We start from the raw sequence: 17,529 nt of genomic DNA, 5'->3' as shown, positions 1-17,529 counted from the left end.
AAATCAGCCTCCTAAAAATCCTTTGACGGCAAGTTGTGCCAGGTTTAAAAACGGTTGAGGAGCAAAAAAGAGAACAAATGAAATAAGTGCCGTAATCACAAGTGGCACCACACACATCATGGGTGCTTCATCCATCTTATCCTCAAACATGGATTCCTCTTTTGTGCAGAAAAACGCTTTATAAAAAACAGGCATAAAATATGCCGCATTCAACAATGAACTGGACAGAAGAACAAACAGCATTATCATCTGATCTCCCTCCAGGGTTCCTAAAACCAGATACCATTTACTGATAAACCCACCTGTGGGCGGCAGCCCGATAATGCTTAATGATCCGATAAAAAATGCGGTCATTGTAATCGGCATTCTTTTGCCCACCCCCACCAGCTGACTGATATACTTTTTTCCCGTGGCCACAAAAATCGCACCAGCACAAAAAAACAGGGTGATTTTCCCAAAGGCATGCATGGCAATATGCAGCATGCCGCCGGTCATTCCCTTGGGTGATAACAATGTCACCCCCAGGATAATGTAGGATAATTGCCCAATGGTGGAATAGGCCAGCCTACGTTTAAATTCATCCTGGGTCAGTGCAATGCAGGAACTTACCAGAATTGTAATGGAAGCAACGGCCGCCACCACAGCGCCCAAATTAAAGGATAAAAGAAAATCAATACCAAAAATGCCCGTGATTACCCTGACAATTGAAAAGGCACCAACCTTGACAACTGCCACTGCATGCAAAAGCGCACTCACGGGTGTGGGTGCAACCATGGCAGCCGGGAGCCATGAATGAAACGGCATGATACCGGCCTTGGCAAAGCCGAAAACAAACATCAGCAGCAAAACTGTTGCCGAAGGTTTGCTGATCTGGTCCGTAAAAATTCCGCCGGCAGCAAATTCAAGGGTTCCTGTCACATGATAACAATAAATCATGGCCGGCAGAACAAGGCCGATGGAGGTTCCTAAAATAAAAATCAAATACTTGCGGCCCGATATTCTTGACTTGGCATCCTGGTGATGGGTCACCAAAGGATAGGTGGCAAGGGACAGCATTTCATAAAAAAGATACAATGTCAGCAGATTTGCGGAAAAAGCCGCACCAATTGTAGCCGATATTGCCAGGGCAAAAAAGGACACAAACCGGGTTTGCCCATGTTCATTAAGACCTCTCATATATCCTATGGAGTATATGGAGGTGATAATATATAAAGATGAGGCCACCAGGGCAAACAGCATTCCTATGGCATCGACCCGAAAAGCAATATCCGCACCAGGTGCAATTTCAAACAAAGTCAATACAATCTGCTTTCCTTGTAAAATCTGGGGAAGCATGGAAATGACAATCAAAAATTTTATGGTTCCTGCAATAAATATCCATGATTCCCTTACATTGGGTTTTTCCGAAGAAGAGAGCAAAAGGGGAATAACGCAAAGAGAAACTAAAACTGCCAACAGGGGTTTAATTGAGATAATGGTTTCCATTTATTGATTTGCCTTTTTTATAATCATTTCATTTAACTTTATTTTAGAAAAGGGAGGATAACCGTATTTACAATTGTTCCTGAAAAGAGTCCGACCACAATCAGGGAAAGACTGACAAGACCGGATACAATCAGCATGGATACAGGTGCTTCTTCAAGTGTAACTTCGCCATGAGAGTCACCATGTCCATGTTCTTCAGACATGGACTCAAAAAAGCAGATTTCAAAAACCTTAAAAAACAGGACAGCACAGATCAGGCTGGATATGATCAAGGCGGCGGCAAAATGATACGCGCCCGACTCAAATGCGCCCAAAATCAAATACCATTTGCTGAAAAATCCACAAGTTGGCGGTACTCCGATAATACTGAATGCTGCCAGAACAAATCCTGCCATGGTCCACGGCATTTTTCCGAACAGACCCTTTAAATCAACCAGATCAACGGTTTTTAACCGATAAACCATATTGCCTACAGCAAGAAAAAGGGCAAAGGTCATCAGGGCATCATTTAATATGTGCAAAACAGCACCAGTCATACCAAGCTGGTTACCCATCCATGCCCCTCCAACCATGTAACCGATTTCACATACAATGATATAGGTGAGCATTTTTTTTAAATTTGTCTGGGCAAGTGCCATTACACCACCTGCCAGGACTGACAGAGTAGCAAGCCACACAACGGCATCGGCAAGGTTCAGGGTTTTAAAAATATAATCAAGACCGAATACCGTTATCATCAGACGTATCATCACATAGACCATGACCTTTGTCATCAAAGGTGCCACCACCCTTGAAAAGGCAACGGGTGAATAGGCATAGGCATTGGGCAGCCAAACATGCATGGGAAAAAGTGCCATTTTGATCCAGACACCGATCATGCACAAAATAAAGGCAACCAGTACTGTGGATGATCCATTAATACCTGTCAGTATATTGGAAACGTCTGCCATGTTCAAAGACCCGGTTTTCAAATACAGATATCCTACTCCCAAAAGATAGAAACTGGCACCAATAACCCCGATAAAAACATAGTTCAAACTTGCCAGAGGTCCCCTGTCCTTGTCTCCAAGGGCAACCATGGCGTAACTGGTTAATGAAGTGATTTCTATGAGAACATAAAGGTTGAACAGATCCCCTGTGGCGCTTACGCCTAAAAGTCCTGTAACAAACAAGAGATAAATGGTGTAAAATGATCCGGTCCTGTCCGATGTTTCCTGTTTCACGCTCTGATAGCTTGCCACCAGATTTAAAAAAGCTATGCCGGATACCAGCAGCAGCACCATGGCATTCAACAGGTCAATTGAGTATTCAATCCCCATGGGAGGTGCCCAGCCGGCCATCTTGTAATGGATGGGTCCAAAAGCAATGATTTGCATCAACACCTTGAATGCAAAAAACATTGAAAGGGCAAGTCCCGCAAGCGCAATGAGGTATGATAACCGTTCTTCGATCCAGACCGCAAGCCCGGCTAAAAGGGCGGCTAAAAGCGGCGTAATAACAATGAGTGCTGGGTAATTATCCATAGTTTATTCTTCCGATATGCGCATCCTGAGTTCATCTTCTTCCAGAGTCTGATACCGCTGGTATATTCTGACAGCCAATGCCATGGCAACGCCAAATGTCGCCACAGAAACAACAATGGCTGTCAGCATGAGAACATGGGGCAAGGGATTTATATAATCCGCCGCATGGATGGCCGCCCCGTGTCCGCCATGAGCATTTTGAATAATCGGTATTGTGGCATCTGTCTTGAAGCCTATGGAAACATAAAAAAGGATAATGGCAGTTTGAAAGATGTTCATACCCACCAGTTTCTTGATCAGATTGTTTTTTGCAATCATGGCATAAAGGCCGATCATCATTAATATAACATACAGCCAATAGTTGTATTTTGCCACGATAAGGGCAAGTAAATCCGTCATAGCCTCACCTATAATCCTTCCTCAAGCCTGCCTTCGGAGACAATATTAATATAAATGATGACCATGACTGCTGTCACGGCAATCCCCACACCGATTTCAACCCCAAGCATACCAAGGGCCCTTACATGATGAGGATCTCCGGGCAATAAAGGTGCAAGACTTGAATAATCCAGAAAATTGCCACCCATAAGCATGCAGATAGAAGCAATCCCCACATAGATTAAAACCCCGGCAGCAGCAAAAATCCCAAGGACCTTTTCTTTGATTCTTTTCACAAGAATTTTAAGATCATAGGAAATAGCTAAAAGAATAAGGCTGGAACCGAAAATAACCCCGCCCTGAAATCCACCGCCGGGAGAAAAATCGCCATGAGCCACCACATACATGGCATAAATCTGGATAAAGGGAATGAGTATCCGGCAGACCGTTTTAATAATCAGATCCGAAGGCACCCAGTCTCTATCCATATGTTCAAATTCCTTTCCCACCGGTAAAACCTTTTTACTGTCTTTCACATGGAGGATAACCCCTGTGGGGACGTGGCGATAAAACCGCTGTTTTTTCTCCCGAAAATCCCTTAGCAAAAGAAAGCAGGCTAATCCGGCACAAAAAATAACAGCTGTCTCAAACATGGTGTCAAACCCACGGTAATCGGCCAGTACAGCCGTTACCAGGTTGGGAACCTGTGTTTGCTCAACAGCGTTTTCAATATAATAATTTGAAAGGTGAAGTGAGGCAGGAGATTGTGGATCTCCCCAATCGGGAAAATCTGCTGTCCCATACAACAAAAAACCGCCTGTCAGACAAACAATAATAAATCCTGTAAATTTCAATCTTTTGTCCTCCTGCTAGTCCTGAAAACAGCTGCAACAAAAAAAACCGTACTGACACCGGCACCAACAGATGCTTCTGTAAAGGCAACATCCACGGCCCCCATCACAGCCCAGAGCAGACACATCATAAATGAATAGGCACCAAATAAGATGGCTGTTCCCAACAAATCTTTGACGGAGATGGCAGCAATGGCACAAAAAATCACAAAGGTTAACACGATCAAATCAATCAGCCAGTACATGATTAACCCTTTCCTTTCTTCCTGGTCCAGTGTCTTAACCCTGCCCGCATTCCGGCATCAACAATGGAATGGGTTGCAGTGGGACTGGAAAGAAACACAAAAAATACAATTAAAAAGATTTTAATGGAAAGCAGGAGGGATTCAAAGGAAAAATGGTGCAGGTTATACAGGGCAAGCCCCATGACCATTACAAGGATTCCCATGGTATCCAGTATGCCGGCCGGATGAAGTCTGGTATAAAACCCGGGCATTCTGACAATTCCAACAGCGCCTCCCAGAAAAAAGAACAAACCGATAAGCAAAAACAAAACAACAAGTAGATTCATGGTCTCTCCAAATTTAACAATCAATATAACATTCAGTCAATATATAACATTCAGTATATAATCATCAGTCCAGAAAGGATTCTTCGTATAATCCTTTTCTTTTATGGAAATAGCGTGATGCTGCAAGCACAGCCACAAAATTCAAAAAAGCATAGGCAAGAGCAATATCCACAAACATATCAACGCGTTCATAGAGAAAACCAATAAGCAGTAAAAGAACAACAGTTTTACTTCCAATGGCATTAACACCAACGAGCCTGTCCAGAACCGTGGGACCGAACAAGACCCTGTACAAAGAAAAAAGCATCAGAAAGCATAATCCCAATGCAACGCTTAGAAAGAAAGTATTCATATTTCTTCTCCAAAAACTTCTGCAACTTTTTTGAGCATAATGCCGGGTAAGCCTTCGGCAGATTTTTTGTCGATGGCATGAACTTTGAAAACACCGTCACTGTTTGCCGATACCGTGATGGTTCCGGGGGTCAGTGTGATGGAATTGGCCAGGGTGGCTATGGCGATATCTGATTTTAAATTCGTTTTAAACGTGATAATTTTGGGATCTATCAGATCTTTGAGCCTCGGGTGAAAGGCCAAGTACAGCAAATGGAAATTAGCTTTAATGATTTCCCAAATTACCCAGGGAATATATTTCGTAAATTTAAAAAAAATAATAATATATCGTGGTTCCAATAAGGGAAACAAAAGATCATAAAAATAGTATGACACAAAAAAACTTGAAATTCCCCCCAGCCATAACAGCAGTGGATCAAATTTGCCGGATAGCACAATCCAGGATAAAAACATTAAAACGAATGTAATCAGAAAAGAAAAGAATACCTTAAAAAAAATATTTGTCGATTTAGCATAACTTTTGGCAACCCCATTGCTGGAAACAGTCAAAGAAACAACCTCCTTTCCAAAAAAAATGAAAATAAAAAGGTTTAAAACAAACTATTTTTCAACGCCGTACAGCTTGCGAAATTTGCCATACAACTTGCCTAATACGCCTTGTTGTTTTATCCCTTGAGAACCGTCAGATCCAGAGGACATTTTTTCCTGCTGCATTCTGAAATCATAAGCCGCGTTTATGGTTTTGATAAGCGTATCCATATCCACAGGCTTTGATAAAAATTTAAACGCATTATATTTGCCACTTTCCAGGGCATTTTCAACACTCCCATGCCCGGTGAGAACGATGCAGGGCAAATTCGGCTGAAGATCCTTGAGTTGTTTCTGGACTTCAATACCATCAATTCCCGGCATCTGCAAATCCACGACAGCGACATCAAAATCCTCTTTTGAGGCTACTTCAACGCCTTCTTCTCCTGAAAAAGTGGTTTTAACCGTAAATCCGTCAAGAATAAGCCGTTTGGCAAGATAATTCAAAAAGGTCTGTTCATCGTCTATGAATAGGAGTTTCATAATTTATCCTTATTTATCCTTAAATAAGCTATGCTTCTGTTTCCAAATCAAGTTGAGCAATACCAAAACCATGATTTGGAGTCAACAAATAATTCAAATTCAGTATTGCCGTTATAATAAAGTTATTTTCGACTAAACCCTATCACTGATAGAAGGCAATTATCAAAAATCTTTTTCACCTGGAATAAGAAAACAGGGGAAAATGGATTTGTCGGCGATATTTTTTGAAATAGATCCTACCCATCGCTCCAAAATAGCCGCTTTTTCACTTGAACCTAAAATAATCATACTGGCCTGGTATTCTTTTGCCGCTTTTTCAATCTCTTTTTGAGGATCTCCCACATATACATGGCCCCTGGCATTGATTCCCTCTTGTTCAAGTTCATCACAAAGCTCATCTAATTTTTTTCGTTCCACCTTTCTGACTTGCTGAACTTCATGAGTATCCTGACTTTTCAAAGCACTGTCTTTTACCGCATGCATGATATGAAGTTCACCAATGACATTTTTCATGCCCTTGATATATTCAACCGTCTTTTTACCGGTTTCTGACCAGTTTGTAGCAAACAAAGGCCGTTCAAACAATTTTTCAGGGACAATATTATCTTCCATCATGTGTTTGAATACCAGGATAGGAACTTTTGTGCGCCTGATCAACTCAGTAACATCAGATCCGGCATAAAGCTGTTCTAAAGGCCCTTTATGGGAACGACCGATCACAATCAGATCCGGCGACTCTTTTTTAACCACTCTGAGAATCTCAGGAATCAGACTGGAAACTTCCATGTAAGCACCGACTTCCATACCCATTTCAAATAAATTTTCCGCCCAGTCAATAAACCTGATATTTGCTGTTTCTTTTAACTTGACTTCTTCTTCCTTAAGATAGCCAACCCCTCTTTTCATTGCCACCTTGTCTCTTTCAATTACTGTCAGAAAAACGACATGCTCCAGTGCTGCGCGCCGTAACGCCAATAAAGACTTCAGCGCATCATAACAAAGGTCCTCAAACTTTGTTACAAAAAGTAATTTTCTTATTTCCATAATGCCTCCAATCTCATCAGCTATAATCAATTAATCAACCAAGTTTTTTTTTGATTGCCGCAGCCAGCTCTTCCGGTTCAACCGGCTTTTCCAGATAAATGGCAGGTTTGGGAACTTCACCGCCCTTGAATTCATCAAGTACTTTTTGAGACTTCAAAAAAGATCGAAGTGTAATCCCAGTAAACATGATAATGGGTATTTGGCTGAGATCTTCATCTGTTTTTAATTTACGATACAATCGAATCCCGCTTCCCCTCGGCATAAGCACATCAAGAATTACCAGATCAGGATGTTCTTTTTTTATCACTTCCAAACCTTCCACACCATCTTGAGCAACCAAAGGCATATACTGGTTTTCTTCCAGAACTGTGACAACAAATGACCTGACATCCGGATCATCATCTACCACAAGAACCTTTTTACTCATAATCCATCCTCCTTGGTCAATTGATATCAACCCCATTTTCTTTTTCATAAGGAAGTTTAATCGTAAATGTGCTTCCATCTCCCAGGCTGGTTTCAGTTTTAATAACTCCATTGTGTTCTTCTATAAGCTTTCCTGTAACCAGTAATCCCAGCCCTGTGCCCTTCCCCCCTTTTGTACTGAACATGGGGTTAAACAACTGTTTTTGAGTATTTTCATCCATTCCACAACCATTGTCTTTAACTTCAAAACACAAGTAATTGCCTCTATCTTTATACGTTTTAATCTTTATTTCATGAATTTTGGACGTATCTTCATCTTCAAGACAGGCATCAATAGCATTGTTAACAAGGTTAAGCAATGATCTATGAATGGTTTTCGGGTCTGCTATCACCTCGCCTATTCCTGTGTCAAGTTCTTTTGAAATGAGAACACCCTTTAATTCTGCAACAGCAACTACCAGCTCAATAACATCATTGGCAATAGCATTGGGGTCGCACACTTCAAATTCCGGCTCCCGCTGCTTGGAATAAGTTAAAAGATCCTGAGTCAGATCCCCGACTCTTTTGATATTTTTTTTTATGGTTTCCCAACCGGTTTTGAGTTTCTCTGTATTATTTTTTTTAATCCCCACATCAACAACATAGCTGCCTCCTTTAAGCCCGATTAGGATATTTTTCACATAATGGGCAAGGCCGCTTACTGTCTGTCCTACCGCAGCCAGCCGTTCCGACTGGACCAGCTCTTTTTCAAGCCGTTTGATTTCCGTTAAATCCTGAAAAAAAGTCACTGTTCCGACATACTCTCCTTTTTCATGGAGTACATTGCTGGTATATCGAATCGGAATCTGCCTGCCGTTTTTTGTGTTGATCGTATAATCCTTCCATGGCTGTGTTTTACGGCTTTTATCCGTTTGGGCCTGGAGTTTAAAAATTTTTGCTATTTTAGGCATATAAAGATCGTCAATAGTCATTTTATTTCTGACATCCTTTGCAGGGCGACCAAACATCTTTGCCGCCTGAGGATTGTAAACTACGACAAGCCAGTCATGATCAAATGCCACAATGGCATCATTGGAGCTTTTGATCAACAGTCTCTGAAAATTTGATTTACGTCGAATTTCTTCGGTTGCTTCTGCAATTTTAATCTCAAGATTTTCAGTATATTCCGCCAATTTTTCCCTGATAGCAATCTTTGTTTTTGCTCTTTCAAGGGCAATGGCCAAAGCCTCGTCCCTAACCGGCTTATTTATAAAATCACTGGCTCCAAGCTGAAGTGCCTTGATGGTTGAATCAATATCACCATGCCCTGTTACAATGATCACTTCTTTTTCAGGATCAATATCCTTGATCTTTTTCAACAGCTCAAGCCCGTCCATTCCCGGCATTTTTATATCCGTGACCACAATATCTGGCCGTTGGGATTCAAACACCTCAAGTCCCTGCTCACCATTATAGGCAGTAAATGTTTCATACCCGTCACTTCGAAGAGAAATGGAAAGCAGCCTGACAATAATTTCTTCATCATCAACAATTAATATCTTATTGGCCGACATAGTTTATTTCCTTATTCAATTGCTGGAAATTTGATTATAAAAGTCGCACCATTGCCATATACACTCTTGATATCAATGGTTCCCCCATAATCTTTTATGATTCCAAAACTGATACTGGTGCCAAGACCAGTCCCTTTACCTGTCTCTTTTGTGGTAAAAAAAGGTTCAAATATTTTTCTTTTAACCTCATCTGTCATGCCAAGTCCGGTATCAGACACCTTAGTTACAACACAATCTTCTTGAGCATATGTTTTGATTTGCAGTGTTTTTTCCACAGACACATCATCATTCTCAGTTGTTTTAGCTTTCTCGGCTTTTTCATCCATGGAATCAATGGCATTGGTCACAAGGTTTATAAACACCTGCTCCAGACGATTATGCTCTGCACGAATTTGAGGAATATCAGGATCAAGGTCAAGATCGACTTTAATAGAATGAACCATCAGCTGATGCCCCAAAACCTTGAACACGTCATTTATGGGGTCATTGATCACAAGTTTTTTTAAATCTCTTTCAGATTGCCTTGCAAAATCCCTGACATGTTTGATTACACCGGCTGCCCTGGCAACATTCTCAATAATATCATTGGCCATCATCACCATTTCATCGTCGGGAATTTTAAGTCCCTTTTTAATCATTTTCAAAATCAGGTCGGCACAAATCTGTATGACATTCAACGGCTGATTGATTTCATGGGCCATACCGGCTGCCATGGTTCCCAGGGTGGCCAGTTTCCCTGCCTGGATCAACTGGGTTTCTTTTTCAACACTCTCTGTGATATCAGTTGCTGATGCAATCAGCACATCCCGGTGACTATAGGTTGCAGTCACAACCTTGACATTAACAAAAAATGATTGTTTGTTTTTCTTAAAATGTTTTTTCTTTGTGAACAAAATGGAGTTTTTCCGAGCAAGACCATCAAGGCCTTCTTTAATTGTTTCATCGGATTTATCCCCTATATCAAGAAAATCCATTCCTAAAAGTTCTGTTTTTGAGTACCCATACTCTTCTTCCACACGGTGATTCACATCCAGAATCTCAAGAGTTTGCCGGTCTATGATAAATATTGGGTTGGGGTTGTTGTTAAACAGGGACCTGTATTTTACTTCTGATTTTTTATATTTTTCATAGAGCCTTGACAATTCCTTGTCCTGCAACTCCAGTTCTTCCTGGGTTTTTTTGTCTTCTGTCAAATCTTTTAAGGTCTCAATAGCCCCCATCACCTTTCCGTCCGGTGATTTTATAGGGGCTGCGGTAAAAAAAATCCATTTTCCATTTTCTCCGAGATGAGGAAAAAACTCTTCGGCTTCATACGCTTCTTTTATCAGTGCCGATTTTCTCCAGGCAGACCCATAATATTTTGTCACCTCTTGTTCCGACATTCCGCCTACTATCACATCAGCCATGGTGGGCCTCTTGGCCGACCTGAAAGGAACCCACTGCCGGTCTGTTCCCACCAGTTCATAGGCATTGTGTCCGGTCAGTTCTTCACAGGCCCTGTTCCAGTGAGTAAGGATATGTTCATTATTGATGATAAAGGTCGGGATCATGCTGCCCTGAATGATCTGGGACATCTCTTTTTCCATCTCCAGCAGCCCTTCTCTTTCAACCTTCAGGTATTGATTTTCTTGTTCGGCATTTTTTTGAACTTGAGTTAAAAAATGATCAAGCAGTGCTAAAATTTCATTCTTATCTATTTTATTTGCCTGGATTCTTCTTTTAATCTTAATCTTGCCTTCTTCTGCTTTTAAAAAATTCAAAAAGGACATGGCTCTATAGGAAGTAAGATCAAAAATACTGACACGTTCAGTATTAACTTTTTCCAGCATGCAGCCCAAAATTTCATCGTTCTTTAATTTTAAAATAACATCAATACCTGAAAGACTGCACACTTCATTATAATCCGTGGTTGTCAATACCCCTTTTTCCCTGGCATATTTTATTCCTTCAGCCTGTTTCAAAGTATCGGCAACCACAATAACTTCAGGGGACAATTCTTTTAATCCAGGCCCCAGCAATATTTCAAGAATTTGTTTACATGGACTGTTTCCACCGATTATTGCTAATTTTAATCCTTTAAGATCAATATTCATTGACTGTCTTACTCCTTTTCAAGCTATCAGGTACTATATCACCAGTATATTAAAAGAAAATAAAGGTTACAATAACAAAGGTTGGGATTAAAAAAATTAAAGAATACTTCAGGATATATCCGAAAAAACTGGGCATTTGTGTCCCAGCCTCGGTTGCTATGGATCGAACCATAAAATTGGGGGCATTGCCTATATAACTGCATGCACCAAAAAAAACAGCACCGGATGAAATTGCCTTAAGATAAATTGCATTTTCAGTCATCAGCAGAGGAACAGCAGCGCTTTCTGTCAGTCCTGAATAAAAACTGCCAAGGGCTGTATTAAAAAAAGTCAGATAAGTTGGTGCATTATCCAGAAATGCCGACAACATACCTGTAACCCAAAAATAGTGAACCGGTTTTTTTACAGCATTGATCAAAAATGCAAACTCACCATTTGGTCCTGCTTTCAGCAATAAAAGACATGGAATCATAGTAATAAAAATACCTATAAACAGGTATGCAACTTCTATTATAGGAAACCATGAAAATTCGTTTTCTTCCCTGAGAACCGTGGGTGTCGCCAAAAGCGAACCAATCCCCAGAGCAATGAGAAGCCCATCTCTTATCCAATCTTGTATTGCCCTGTGAACCCCAAGAGTGGACACTTCTCCCAAATCCAGGATACCACTCATCAAAACAGAGCCAACAATTCCCCCGAGAAAGATAAAGTTATAGGTTCCAACCAGTCTTAATGGTTTTTTCTCACCATCATCAGGCGTAGAGGCACCCTCCTTTTTGTAATAATATGTGTCAATCACAAAATAGATGATAAGGAGGATAATGCTGGCTAAAATCATATGGGGTAAAATTTTAAAGGTCCAGAAAAAACTGACTCCATGAAGAAATCCCAAAAACAATGGCGGATCACCAAGCGGTGTCAATGCGCCCCCGATATTGGCAACCAGGAAAATAAAAAATACGACCATAAAAGTTTTATTTTTTCGATAGTCATTTGCCCGCAAAAATGGCCTGATCATGAGCATGGCAGCCCCGGTTGTACCCATCCATGAGGCTAAAATCGTACCGATCAGTATAATGCCTGTATTCACAATGGGCGTCCCCCTCAATGTTCCCCGAAGCAAAATACCGCCGGAAACAGTAAACAAAGCCCATAAAAGGATAATAAAAGGGACATAGTCTGCCAGAAAAATGTGAAGGATTTCATAAACGGCAAGACCTTTATAGGCATTGATAAACGGCAGTGCAAGACTGGCCGCCCAGAATGCGGAAATTTTACCGAAATGATGGTGCCAGATATTGCCGGCAATCAGTGGCAACAAGGCAATGGACAACAGCATACCGGCAAAGGGAATGCAGCTGTAAAGCGGCAGTGTCTCCCCCAGATTCACATGACCTTGTCCGCCCTTATCCTGTACATGATCTGAAACATCTTCAAAAGGATGTGAAACTTCTGGTTTATCATTATTTTTTTCGTAAGGATGGTCTTTTGCAGCCGCAGGTGTAAAAAAAACGAAGAAAATAAAAATGAATATTAATACTGCCAACCTATCCAATTTCATCAATACGTTTCCTCCTGGTTATTTTGGGTGTAACGAAACATTTGAATTTTTGTTTAGTCAATACTATGCTAATTTATGATTATAATTTTGAACCAATTTTCCTCATAAAATATCGCGGGTTTATAAAATAAGATATATTCATTTGACTATTTGATTTAAGGGATAAAGTCAAGACGAAAGAAAAAATTTGAAATGTTACAGACATATAAATGAAGCCATACCACACCCAAAAAACCAAAAAAGAGCTTTCAGAAAACTCTGAAAACCCTCTTTATTACTTGGTCGGGACGGCTGGATTTGAACCAGCGACCACTTGTCCCCCAGACAAGTGCGCTACCAGACTGCGCTACGCCCCGAGCATTTTGATCGAACAAGGCGACTTTTACCACCCTTTAAAAAATGTGTCAAGAACTAATGTGTCAGTTTGCCAAATTAAAACCAACAAATATCAACACAATCATATCAAAGAAGAGGTCACACCCTCTATAATGGCAAACTTTGTCAACTCAGGCACGCTGTGGATATTGAGTTTGGCTTTCAAATGTGTTCGATGGATATCTGCTGTTTTGATACTGATTTTTAATTTTTTTGCAATTTCTTTTCTCTTGTGCCCTTCTGCAATCAATTGTAACACCTCCCTTTCTCTTCTGGACAACAATGAAAAGGCTGAAACTCTTTTATTCTTAAAAAGATTTCCATCATTACCTTTAACCAAGTGTCTTATCTCGTGGTACAAAAAAATCTTTCCAGACAAAACAATTTGAATACATTTAAGCAGTTCTTTAAAAGAACAGATTTTTAAAATATACCCTGAAGCCCCGGCATTCATCATTCCGGTAACATAAATTTTTTCCATGTGCATGGAAAGTGCAATAATTTTTATTTCAGGATGCTTGGCAAGAATTTGTTTTGTTGCTTCCATTCCGTTAAGCTCCGGCATACTGACATCCATAATAATAACATCAGGCTGGTAAAAAGTTGCAAGTTCAATGGCCTTGTAACCTGAATCAGCCATTGCAACGACTTCAAAACTTTTTTCCCTTTCCAGGGAAATGCATAGCCCCTCCTGTAAGATACTATGGTCATCCGCTAAAATAATCTTAATTTTTTTCATATTCACTGTCTTTGTTATAAGAAACGGGTACGATCAAATAAATTTTTGTTCCTTTTCCAGGTTTTGAATCCAGTTGAATTTTACCCCCGAAATTTTCCATTCGCTCTGCGAGGCTATGCAAACCAAAACCATGAGAGTCCTTTGACATTACCATATCCACATCAAACCCGACCCCCTTGTCTTCAACCCTTACTTGGATTGCATCTTTTGTATTTAATATTTCAATTTCAGCATTTTTAGAACCCGAGTGCTTCAAAATATTTGAAATCAGCTCATTTACCGCCCTGTACAAAGTAATCTTAACAGCCTGATCCAGACTCACCTGATCTTCAATATTATTTATATAATAGATATGACTGTGGTGCTTTGCATTTATTTCCTCTATTAAAAACCCCAAGGCAAGTTCAATATCAAAATCATCCAGGATCGGAGGGCTGAGCTGATAAATCAGAGAACGGATTTCTTTGATAGCCTGCTCAAGATACGTCTGAAGTTCTGAAAAATCCATTTCATCCATGCCTGTGCCGGATTCCCGAATATTCTTTAATTTAAAAATACTCATTGCAAGGGTTTGAGTCACACTGTCATGAAGATCGGACGCAATAGCCTTTCTTTCCCTCTCTTCGGTATAAACAAGATACTCATTCAATCTTTTAAGTTGACCGGTTCGTTTTGCAACTGTTTTCTCAAGATCATTTTTAATTTTAATGAGTTGTGCATTACTCTTTTCAAGTTCATTCGTTCTTAATCTGATCCGATGTTTAAGTTCGAGGGCATGTTCATTTTCTATTTTTCCTGAAATTCTTAATTGTTCCACCATAGAATTAAATGACAGGAAAAGCTTTCCTACTTCATCTTCTCTACCGGTTTGAGGGATTAAAGTGAAATCACCGCTCGCAACTCTGTGGGTGGCGGCTATAAATTGTTTTATAGGAGATATGAATATCCGTATGGCAAAACATACCAGCATCAAAGCAATAACAACAATCAATAAACAGTAACGAATAAAATCCGTCCATATTGCAGCAAGAGTCTTTTTCAGAGCAAATCCTGTTTTATTCACCGATGTAATAAGATCGGCTTCCCTTGTCACCAGGACAAGATACCATTCAACTGATTCCAGACAGCCAATGGCCAAAAGATATTTTTCATTATTTATCACCAATTCAACAACTCCCCGGTGAAAATCAGGCTCACCTGGAGAAATCCTTTGAATTGCCTCAATTGAAGAATCTTTTAAATTGTAGTTGAAAATATCACTTGAATTCTTATCATGACGCAAATCAATATCCAACCCAAAAAGGTCAAAAAACTCACTGGGAAATGCAATAATTTTACCTTCCCTGTTCTGGAGAAATGCAAAAAGAATATTCATACCGGCAATAACTGCACCTTCCGTTAAGTCACGGACAATATTTTCTACAGGGATATCAATACCGGTGGCGCCTTTTAATTCACCAGTTTGATCATAAATAGGTGTTGAGGCAGTCAGCAACAATCCATCAATTACGTTACTTTTATAAATATTTATCCATTGGGTATCACGATATTTGATCTCCTGTTTTGTAAAAACAGTGGCCGGCTCACTATTTCTTAGATCAAATTCAGTTGAAACCAGAAAATTATAACATGCATTTTTCGATTTTGCGTCCAAGGAATAATAACACCCTATGCCTGAAGTTGTAACAATATGAGTTGCAAAACTTTCACTAACCAGTTCCTTTGTTTTCATCAAGATGGGCTCAAAATGGGACAATGCATTCAGCTCATTTTTTATTTCATCACCAATAGCGCCTTTTCCCCAGTAACAAATAACAACAGGCTCCTGTTGAGGATTTAAAAAAATCCGGCTCTCTTGAGTCTTTTGAAAATTTAGCGTCCCTTTTATCGGCACTTTGCATAACACATCAATGTTATGGTAAACACTTGTGGCATTACTGCCTAGCAAGGCAGATGCTGTTTTTATCCTTTTAAAAATCTGATCATAGGTATCAGCCTGCTCAGCTACTATTCTTGACAAATAAGAATTGGACATATCTTTTATTTGTTTTTTATTTACAGCATAGGCATAGGTTCCAAACTCGGTGAGAGATAATTTGGCGATATAAAAAAAAGGAACTATGATTAAAAATAAAATCAGGCAGATAAAAACAAATAGTTTCCTGGACAATGAAAAGCCAAATCCGAACACATTACACCTTTACATGATTTACCATTCAATCGAGTTAATACACTTATCGCAAGTTTCAGGTTTCAACAAGGAAAATTTAAACAGTCAATTCATTAACTCCTCTTCAATTAAGCCTGAAGTTCTCCAATTTATTTTTAAAGGATTGATAATATATTGTTTTATGATTGCAATACATATTTTTCACAAATACAGGCCTTAAATCCAAAAAAAAAATCACTAATATTATTGCACTATTCATTATTTTGCGCTAACATCCGGCCATGTTTAATCAAACTCAATTATACGCTATTGATAATGTAATCCATACCAACCTTATAGAATCTGGACTGGATCATGTTATCTTTATGGATATGGCCGGAAATACCATTGCCAAGCATGATAATGGAAAAAGCCATTTGGATTCCACTGCCTTTGCCGCTCTTGCTGCCGGTAATTTTGCAGCGGTTGATGCAATGGCAAAGCTGGTGGGTGAATCCGAATTTTCATTATTGTTTCACAGGGGAGAAAAATCAAGTATTCATTTCAGCAAAGTCAATGATGAAACCATTTTGATTACAATGTTCAACAAAGACATATCATTGGGACTGGTGAGATTAAAAGTGACTGAAACCATCAAAAAAATCAATACTATATTGGCCAATGACTGATCACTCATCACAATACGATAAAATTATCTTACCATTTGGTTTTATTCAAGAGGGGTAAGGTTTGGCTCTTATCAACTTAAAAACCAGGGAAGTTCAGATTAAAATTGTTTATTATGGTCCCGGCAGAGGTGGAAAAACAACCAATCTTGAATATATCAACAAAACTTACCGCAATCAGATAAAAACTGAAATGGTCAGCCTGAAAACACAGGATGACCGAACCCTTTTTTTTGATTTTTTACCTTTTGACGTGGGTCAAATAAAAGGATTTGACGTTACCATTCAACTATACACAGTTCCCGGACAGGTGAAATATAATGCCACCAGAAAGCTTGTATTACGGGGTGTTGACGGCGTAACCTTTGTTGCAGATGTTCAAAAAGAGCAGCGAAAAAAAAATATTGAATCTCTCAATCAATTATATGAAAACCTTAACACTCATAATATTGATTTGTTTAAAATCCCCCTTGTCATGCAATACAATAAAACAGATCTGAAAGAGTCAAATATCCCGATAATATCTTCTCAAACCATGCAAAAAGATCTGAACAGCGTTTTACGAGCCCCTGCCTATGAGGCCAGCGCTTTAAAAGGGGGTAACGTTATCTTGACCTTGAAAAAGATCATATCAATAACTTTGGCATCAATTCAAGACCAGCTTTTTTAAGGA

General features: G+C 39.7%; 18 protein-coding genes and 1 tRNA gene. 2 read left to right on the top strand and 17 right to left on the bottom strand.

The window, feature by feature from the left end; all coding sequences use genetic code 11:
- Positions 1–3 precede the first annotated feature (3 nt).
- From BLT94_RS06040 to BLT94_RS05960, 17 genes are all read right to left on the bottom strand, one after another.
- Positions 4–1,485, bottom strand: a complete 1,482-nt coding sequence (locus BLT94_RS06040) for a monovalent cation/H+ antiporter subunit D family protein (RefSeq protein WP_092231572.1) — start codon at positions 1,483–1,485, stop codon at positions 4–6.
- Between the two features lie 38 nt (positions 1,486–1,523).
- Positions 1,524–3,008, bottom strand: coding sequence for a complex I subunit 5 family protein (locus BLT94_RS06035; RefSeq protein WP_092231570.1), 1,485 nt, complete (start codon positions 3,006–3,008; stop codon positions 1,524–1,526).
- A 3-nt stretch (positions 3,009–3,011) separates the two neighbouring features.
- Positions 3,012–3,407 (bottom strand): cation:proton antiporter subunit C, encoded by a 396-nt coding sequence (locus BLT94_RS06030; protein WP_092231567.1) that lies wholly within the window; start codon positions 3,405–3,407, stop codon positions 3,012–3,014.
- Positions 3,408–3,415: 8 nt separating this feature from the next.
- Positions 3,416–4,240: a Na(+)/H(+) antiporter subunit B gene (locus BLT94_RS06025; protein WP_092231564.1), complete on the bottom strand. Its 825-nt coding sequence runs from the start codon at positions 4,238–4,240 to the stop codon at positions 3,416–3,418.
- Positions 4,237–4,482, bottom strand: coding sequence for a Na(+)/H(+) antiporter subunit B (locus BLT94_RS06020; RefSeq protein WP_014957856.1), 246 nt, complete (start codon positions 4,480–4,482; stop codon positions 4,237–4,239). The genes BLT94_RS06025 and BLT94_RS06020 overlap by 4 nt, the downstream gene beginning before the upstream one ends.
- Before the next feature lie 2 nt (positions 4,483–4,484).
- Positions 4,485–4,808 carry a monovalent cation/H(+) antiporter subunit G gene (mnhG, locus tag BLT94_RS06015; RefSeq protein ID WP_014957857.1) on the bottom strand — a complete coding sequence of 108 codons (324 nt, stop codon included), beginning with the start codon at positions 4,806–4,808 and terminating at the stop codon, positions 4,485–4,487.
- A 64-nt stretch (positions 4,809–4,872) separates the two neighbouring features.
- Entirely contained in the window at positions 4,873–5,160 is a 288-nt protein-coding gene (locus BLT94_RS06010) for a monovalent cation/H+ antiporter complex subunit F (protein WP_014957858.1), read from the bottom strand.
- Positions 5,157–5,708, bottom strand: coding sequence for a Na+/H+ antiporter subunit E (locus BLT94_RS06005; protein WP_092231561.1), 552 nt, complete (start codon positions 5,706–5,708; stop codon positions 5,157–5,159). The genes BLT94_RS06010 and BLT94_RS06005 overlap by 4 nt, the downstream gene beginning before the upstream one ends.
- A gap of 51 nt (positions 5,709–5,759) precedes the next feature.
- Positions 5,760–6,230, bottom strand: coding sequence for a response regulator (locus tag BLT94_RS06000; RefSeq protein ID WP_092231558.1), 471 nt, complete (start codon positions 6,228–6,230; stop codon positions 5,760–5,762).
- Between the two features lie 162 nt (positions 6,231–6,392).
- Positions 6,393–7,274: a universal stress protein gene (locus tag BLT94_RS05995; RefSeq protein ID WP_092231555.1), complete on the bottom strand. Its 882-nt coding sequence runs from the start codon at positions 7,272–7,274 to the stop codon at positions 6,393–6,395.
- Between the two features lie 34 nt (positions 7,275–7,308).
- Positions 7,309–7,701, bottom strand: coding sequence for a response regulator (locus BLT94_RS05990; protein WP_014957862.1), 393 nt, complete (start codon positions 7,699–7,701; stop codon positions 7,309–7,311).
- Positions 7,702–7,717: 16 nt separating this feature from the next.
- Positions 7,718–9,253, bottom strand: coding sequence for an ATP-binding response regulator (locus BLT94_RS05985; RefSeq protein ID WP_092231552.1), 1,536 nt, complete (start codon positions 9,251–9,253; stop codon positions 7,718–7,720).
- 11 nt (positions 9,254–9,264) lie between these two features.
- Positions 9,265–11,346, bottom strand: coding sequence for a PAS domain-containing sensor histidine kinase (locus BLT94_RS05980; protein WP_092231549.1), 2,082 nt, complete (start codon positions 11,344–11,346; stop codon positions 9,265–9,267).
- Between the two features lie 49 nt (positions 11,347–11,395).
- Entirely contained in the window at positions 11,396–12,907 is a 1,512-nt protein-coding gene (locus tag BLT94_RS05975) for a sodium:proton antiporter (protein ID WP_092231546.1), read from the bottom strand.
- Positions 12,908–13,186: 279 nt separating this feature from the next.
- Positions 13,187–13,263: transfer RNA gene (locus BLT94_RS05970), tRNA-Pro, on the bottom strand.
- Positions 13,264–13,364: 101 nt separating this feature from the next.
- A complete protein-coding gene (locus BLT94_RS05965) occupies positions 13,365–14,021 on the bottom strand; it encodes a response regulator (protein ID WP_245742982.1) in 657 nt (218 codons plus the stop codon).
- Positions 14,008–16,212, bottom strand: coding sequence for an ATP-binding protein (locus BLT94_RS05960; RefSeq protein ID WP_092231540.1), 2,205 nt, complete (start codon positions 16,210–16,212; stop codon positions 14,008–14,010). The genes BLT94_RS05965 and BLT94_RS05960 overlap by 14 nt, the downstream gene beginning before the upstream one ends.
- A gap of 260 nt (positions 16,213–16,472) precedes the next feature.
- Between BLT94_RS05960 and BLT94_RS05955 the strand changes: the two genes are divergently transcribed.
- Both BLT94_RS05955 and BLT94_RS05950 read left to right on the top strand, forming a co-directional pair.
- Positions 16,473–16,859, top strand: a complete 387-nt coding sequence (locus BLT94_RS05955; protein ID WP_092231537.1) for a roadblock/LC7 domain-containing protein — start codon at positions 16,473–16,475, stop codon at positions 16,857–16,859.
- A 61-nt stretch (positions 16,860–16,920) separates the two neighbouring features.
- Positions 16,921–17,526 carry a GTP-binding protein gene (locus BLT94_RS05950; RefSeq protein ID WP_092231534.1) on the top strand — a complete coding sequence of 202 codons (606 nt, stop codon included), beginning with the start codon at positions 16,921–16,923 and terminating at the stop codon, positions 17,524–17,526.
- The last annotated feature ends 3 nt before the right edge of the window (positions 17,527–17,529 follow it).

It is taken from the genome of Desulfobacula phenolica, assembly GCF_900105645.1.
Classification (GTDB): Bacteria; Desulfobacterota; Desulfobacteria; order Desulfobacterales; family Desulfobacteraceae; genus Desulfobacula; species Desulfobacula toluolica.
Note: the sequence above shows the minus strand (reverse complement) of the source record. Positions and strands in the feature narration are given on the sequence as shown.

Excerpts from the sequence above, each read along its gene's own strand:
- BLT94_RS06040 (WP_092231572.1), bottom strand. The coding sequence starts at position 1,485 with ATGGAAACCATTATCTCAATTAAACCCCTGTTGGCAGTTTTAGTTTCT.
- BLT94_RS06035 (WP_092231570.1), bottom strand. The coding sequence starts at position 3,008 with ATGGATAATTACCCAGCACTCATTGTTATTACGCCGCTTTTAGCCGCC.
- BLT94_RS06030 (WP_092231567.1), bottom strand. The coding sequence starts at position 3,407 with ATGACGGATTTACTTGCCCTTATCGTGGCAAAATACAACTATTGGCTG.
- BLT94_RS06020 (WP_014957856.1), bottom strand. The coding sequence starts at position 4,482 with ATGTACTGGCTGATTGATTTGATCGTGTTAACCTTTGTGATTTTTTGT.
- mnhG (WP_014957857.1), bottom strand. The coding sequence starts at position 4,808 with ATGAATCTACTTGTTGTTTTGTTTTTGCTTATCGGTTTGTTCTTTTTT.
- BLT94_RS06010 (WP_014957858.1), bottom strand. The coding sequence starts at position 5,160 with ATGAATACTTTCTTTCTAAGCGTTGCATTGGGATTATGCTTTCTGATG.
- BLT94_RS06000 (WP_092231558.1), bottom strand. The coding sequence starts at position 6,230 with ATGAAACTCCTATTCATAGACGATGAACAGACCTTTTTGAATTATCTT.
- BLT94_RS05995 (WP_092231555.1), bottom strand. The coding sequence starts at position 7,274 with ATGGAAATAAGAAAATTACTTTTTGTAACAAAGTTTGAGGACCTTTGT.
- BLT94_RS05990 (WP_014957862.1), bottom strand. The coding sequence starts at position 7,701 with ATGAGTAAAAAGGTTCTTGTGGTAGATGATGATCCGGATGTCAGGTCA.
- BLT94_RS05985 (WP_092231552.1), bottom strand. The coding sequence starts at position 9,253 with ATGTCGGCCAATAAGATATTAATTGTTGATGATGAAGAAATTATTGTC.
- BLT94_RS05980 (WP_092231549.1), bottom strand. The coding sequence starts at position 11,346 with ATGAATATTGATCTTAAAGGATTAAAATTAGCAATAATCGGTGGAAAC.
- BLT94_RS05975 (WP_092231546.1), bottom strand. The coding sequence starts at position 12,907 with ATGAAATTGGATAGGTTGGCAGTATTAATATTCATTTTTATTTTCTTC.
- BLT94_RS05965 (WP_245742982.1), bottom strand. The coding sequence starts at position 14,021 with ATGAAAAAAATTAAGATTATTTTAGCGGATGACCATAGTATCTTACAG.
- BLT94_RS05955 (WP_092231537.1), top strand. The coding sequence starts at position 16,473 with ATGTTTAATCAAACTCAATTATACGCTATTGATAATGTAATCCATACC.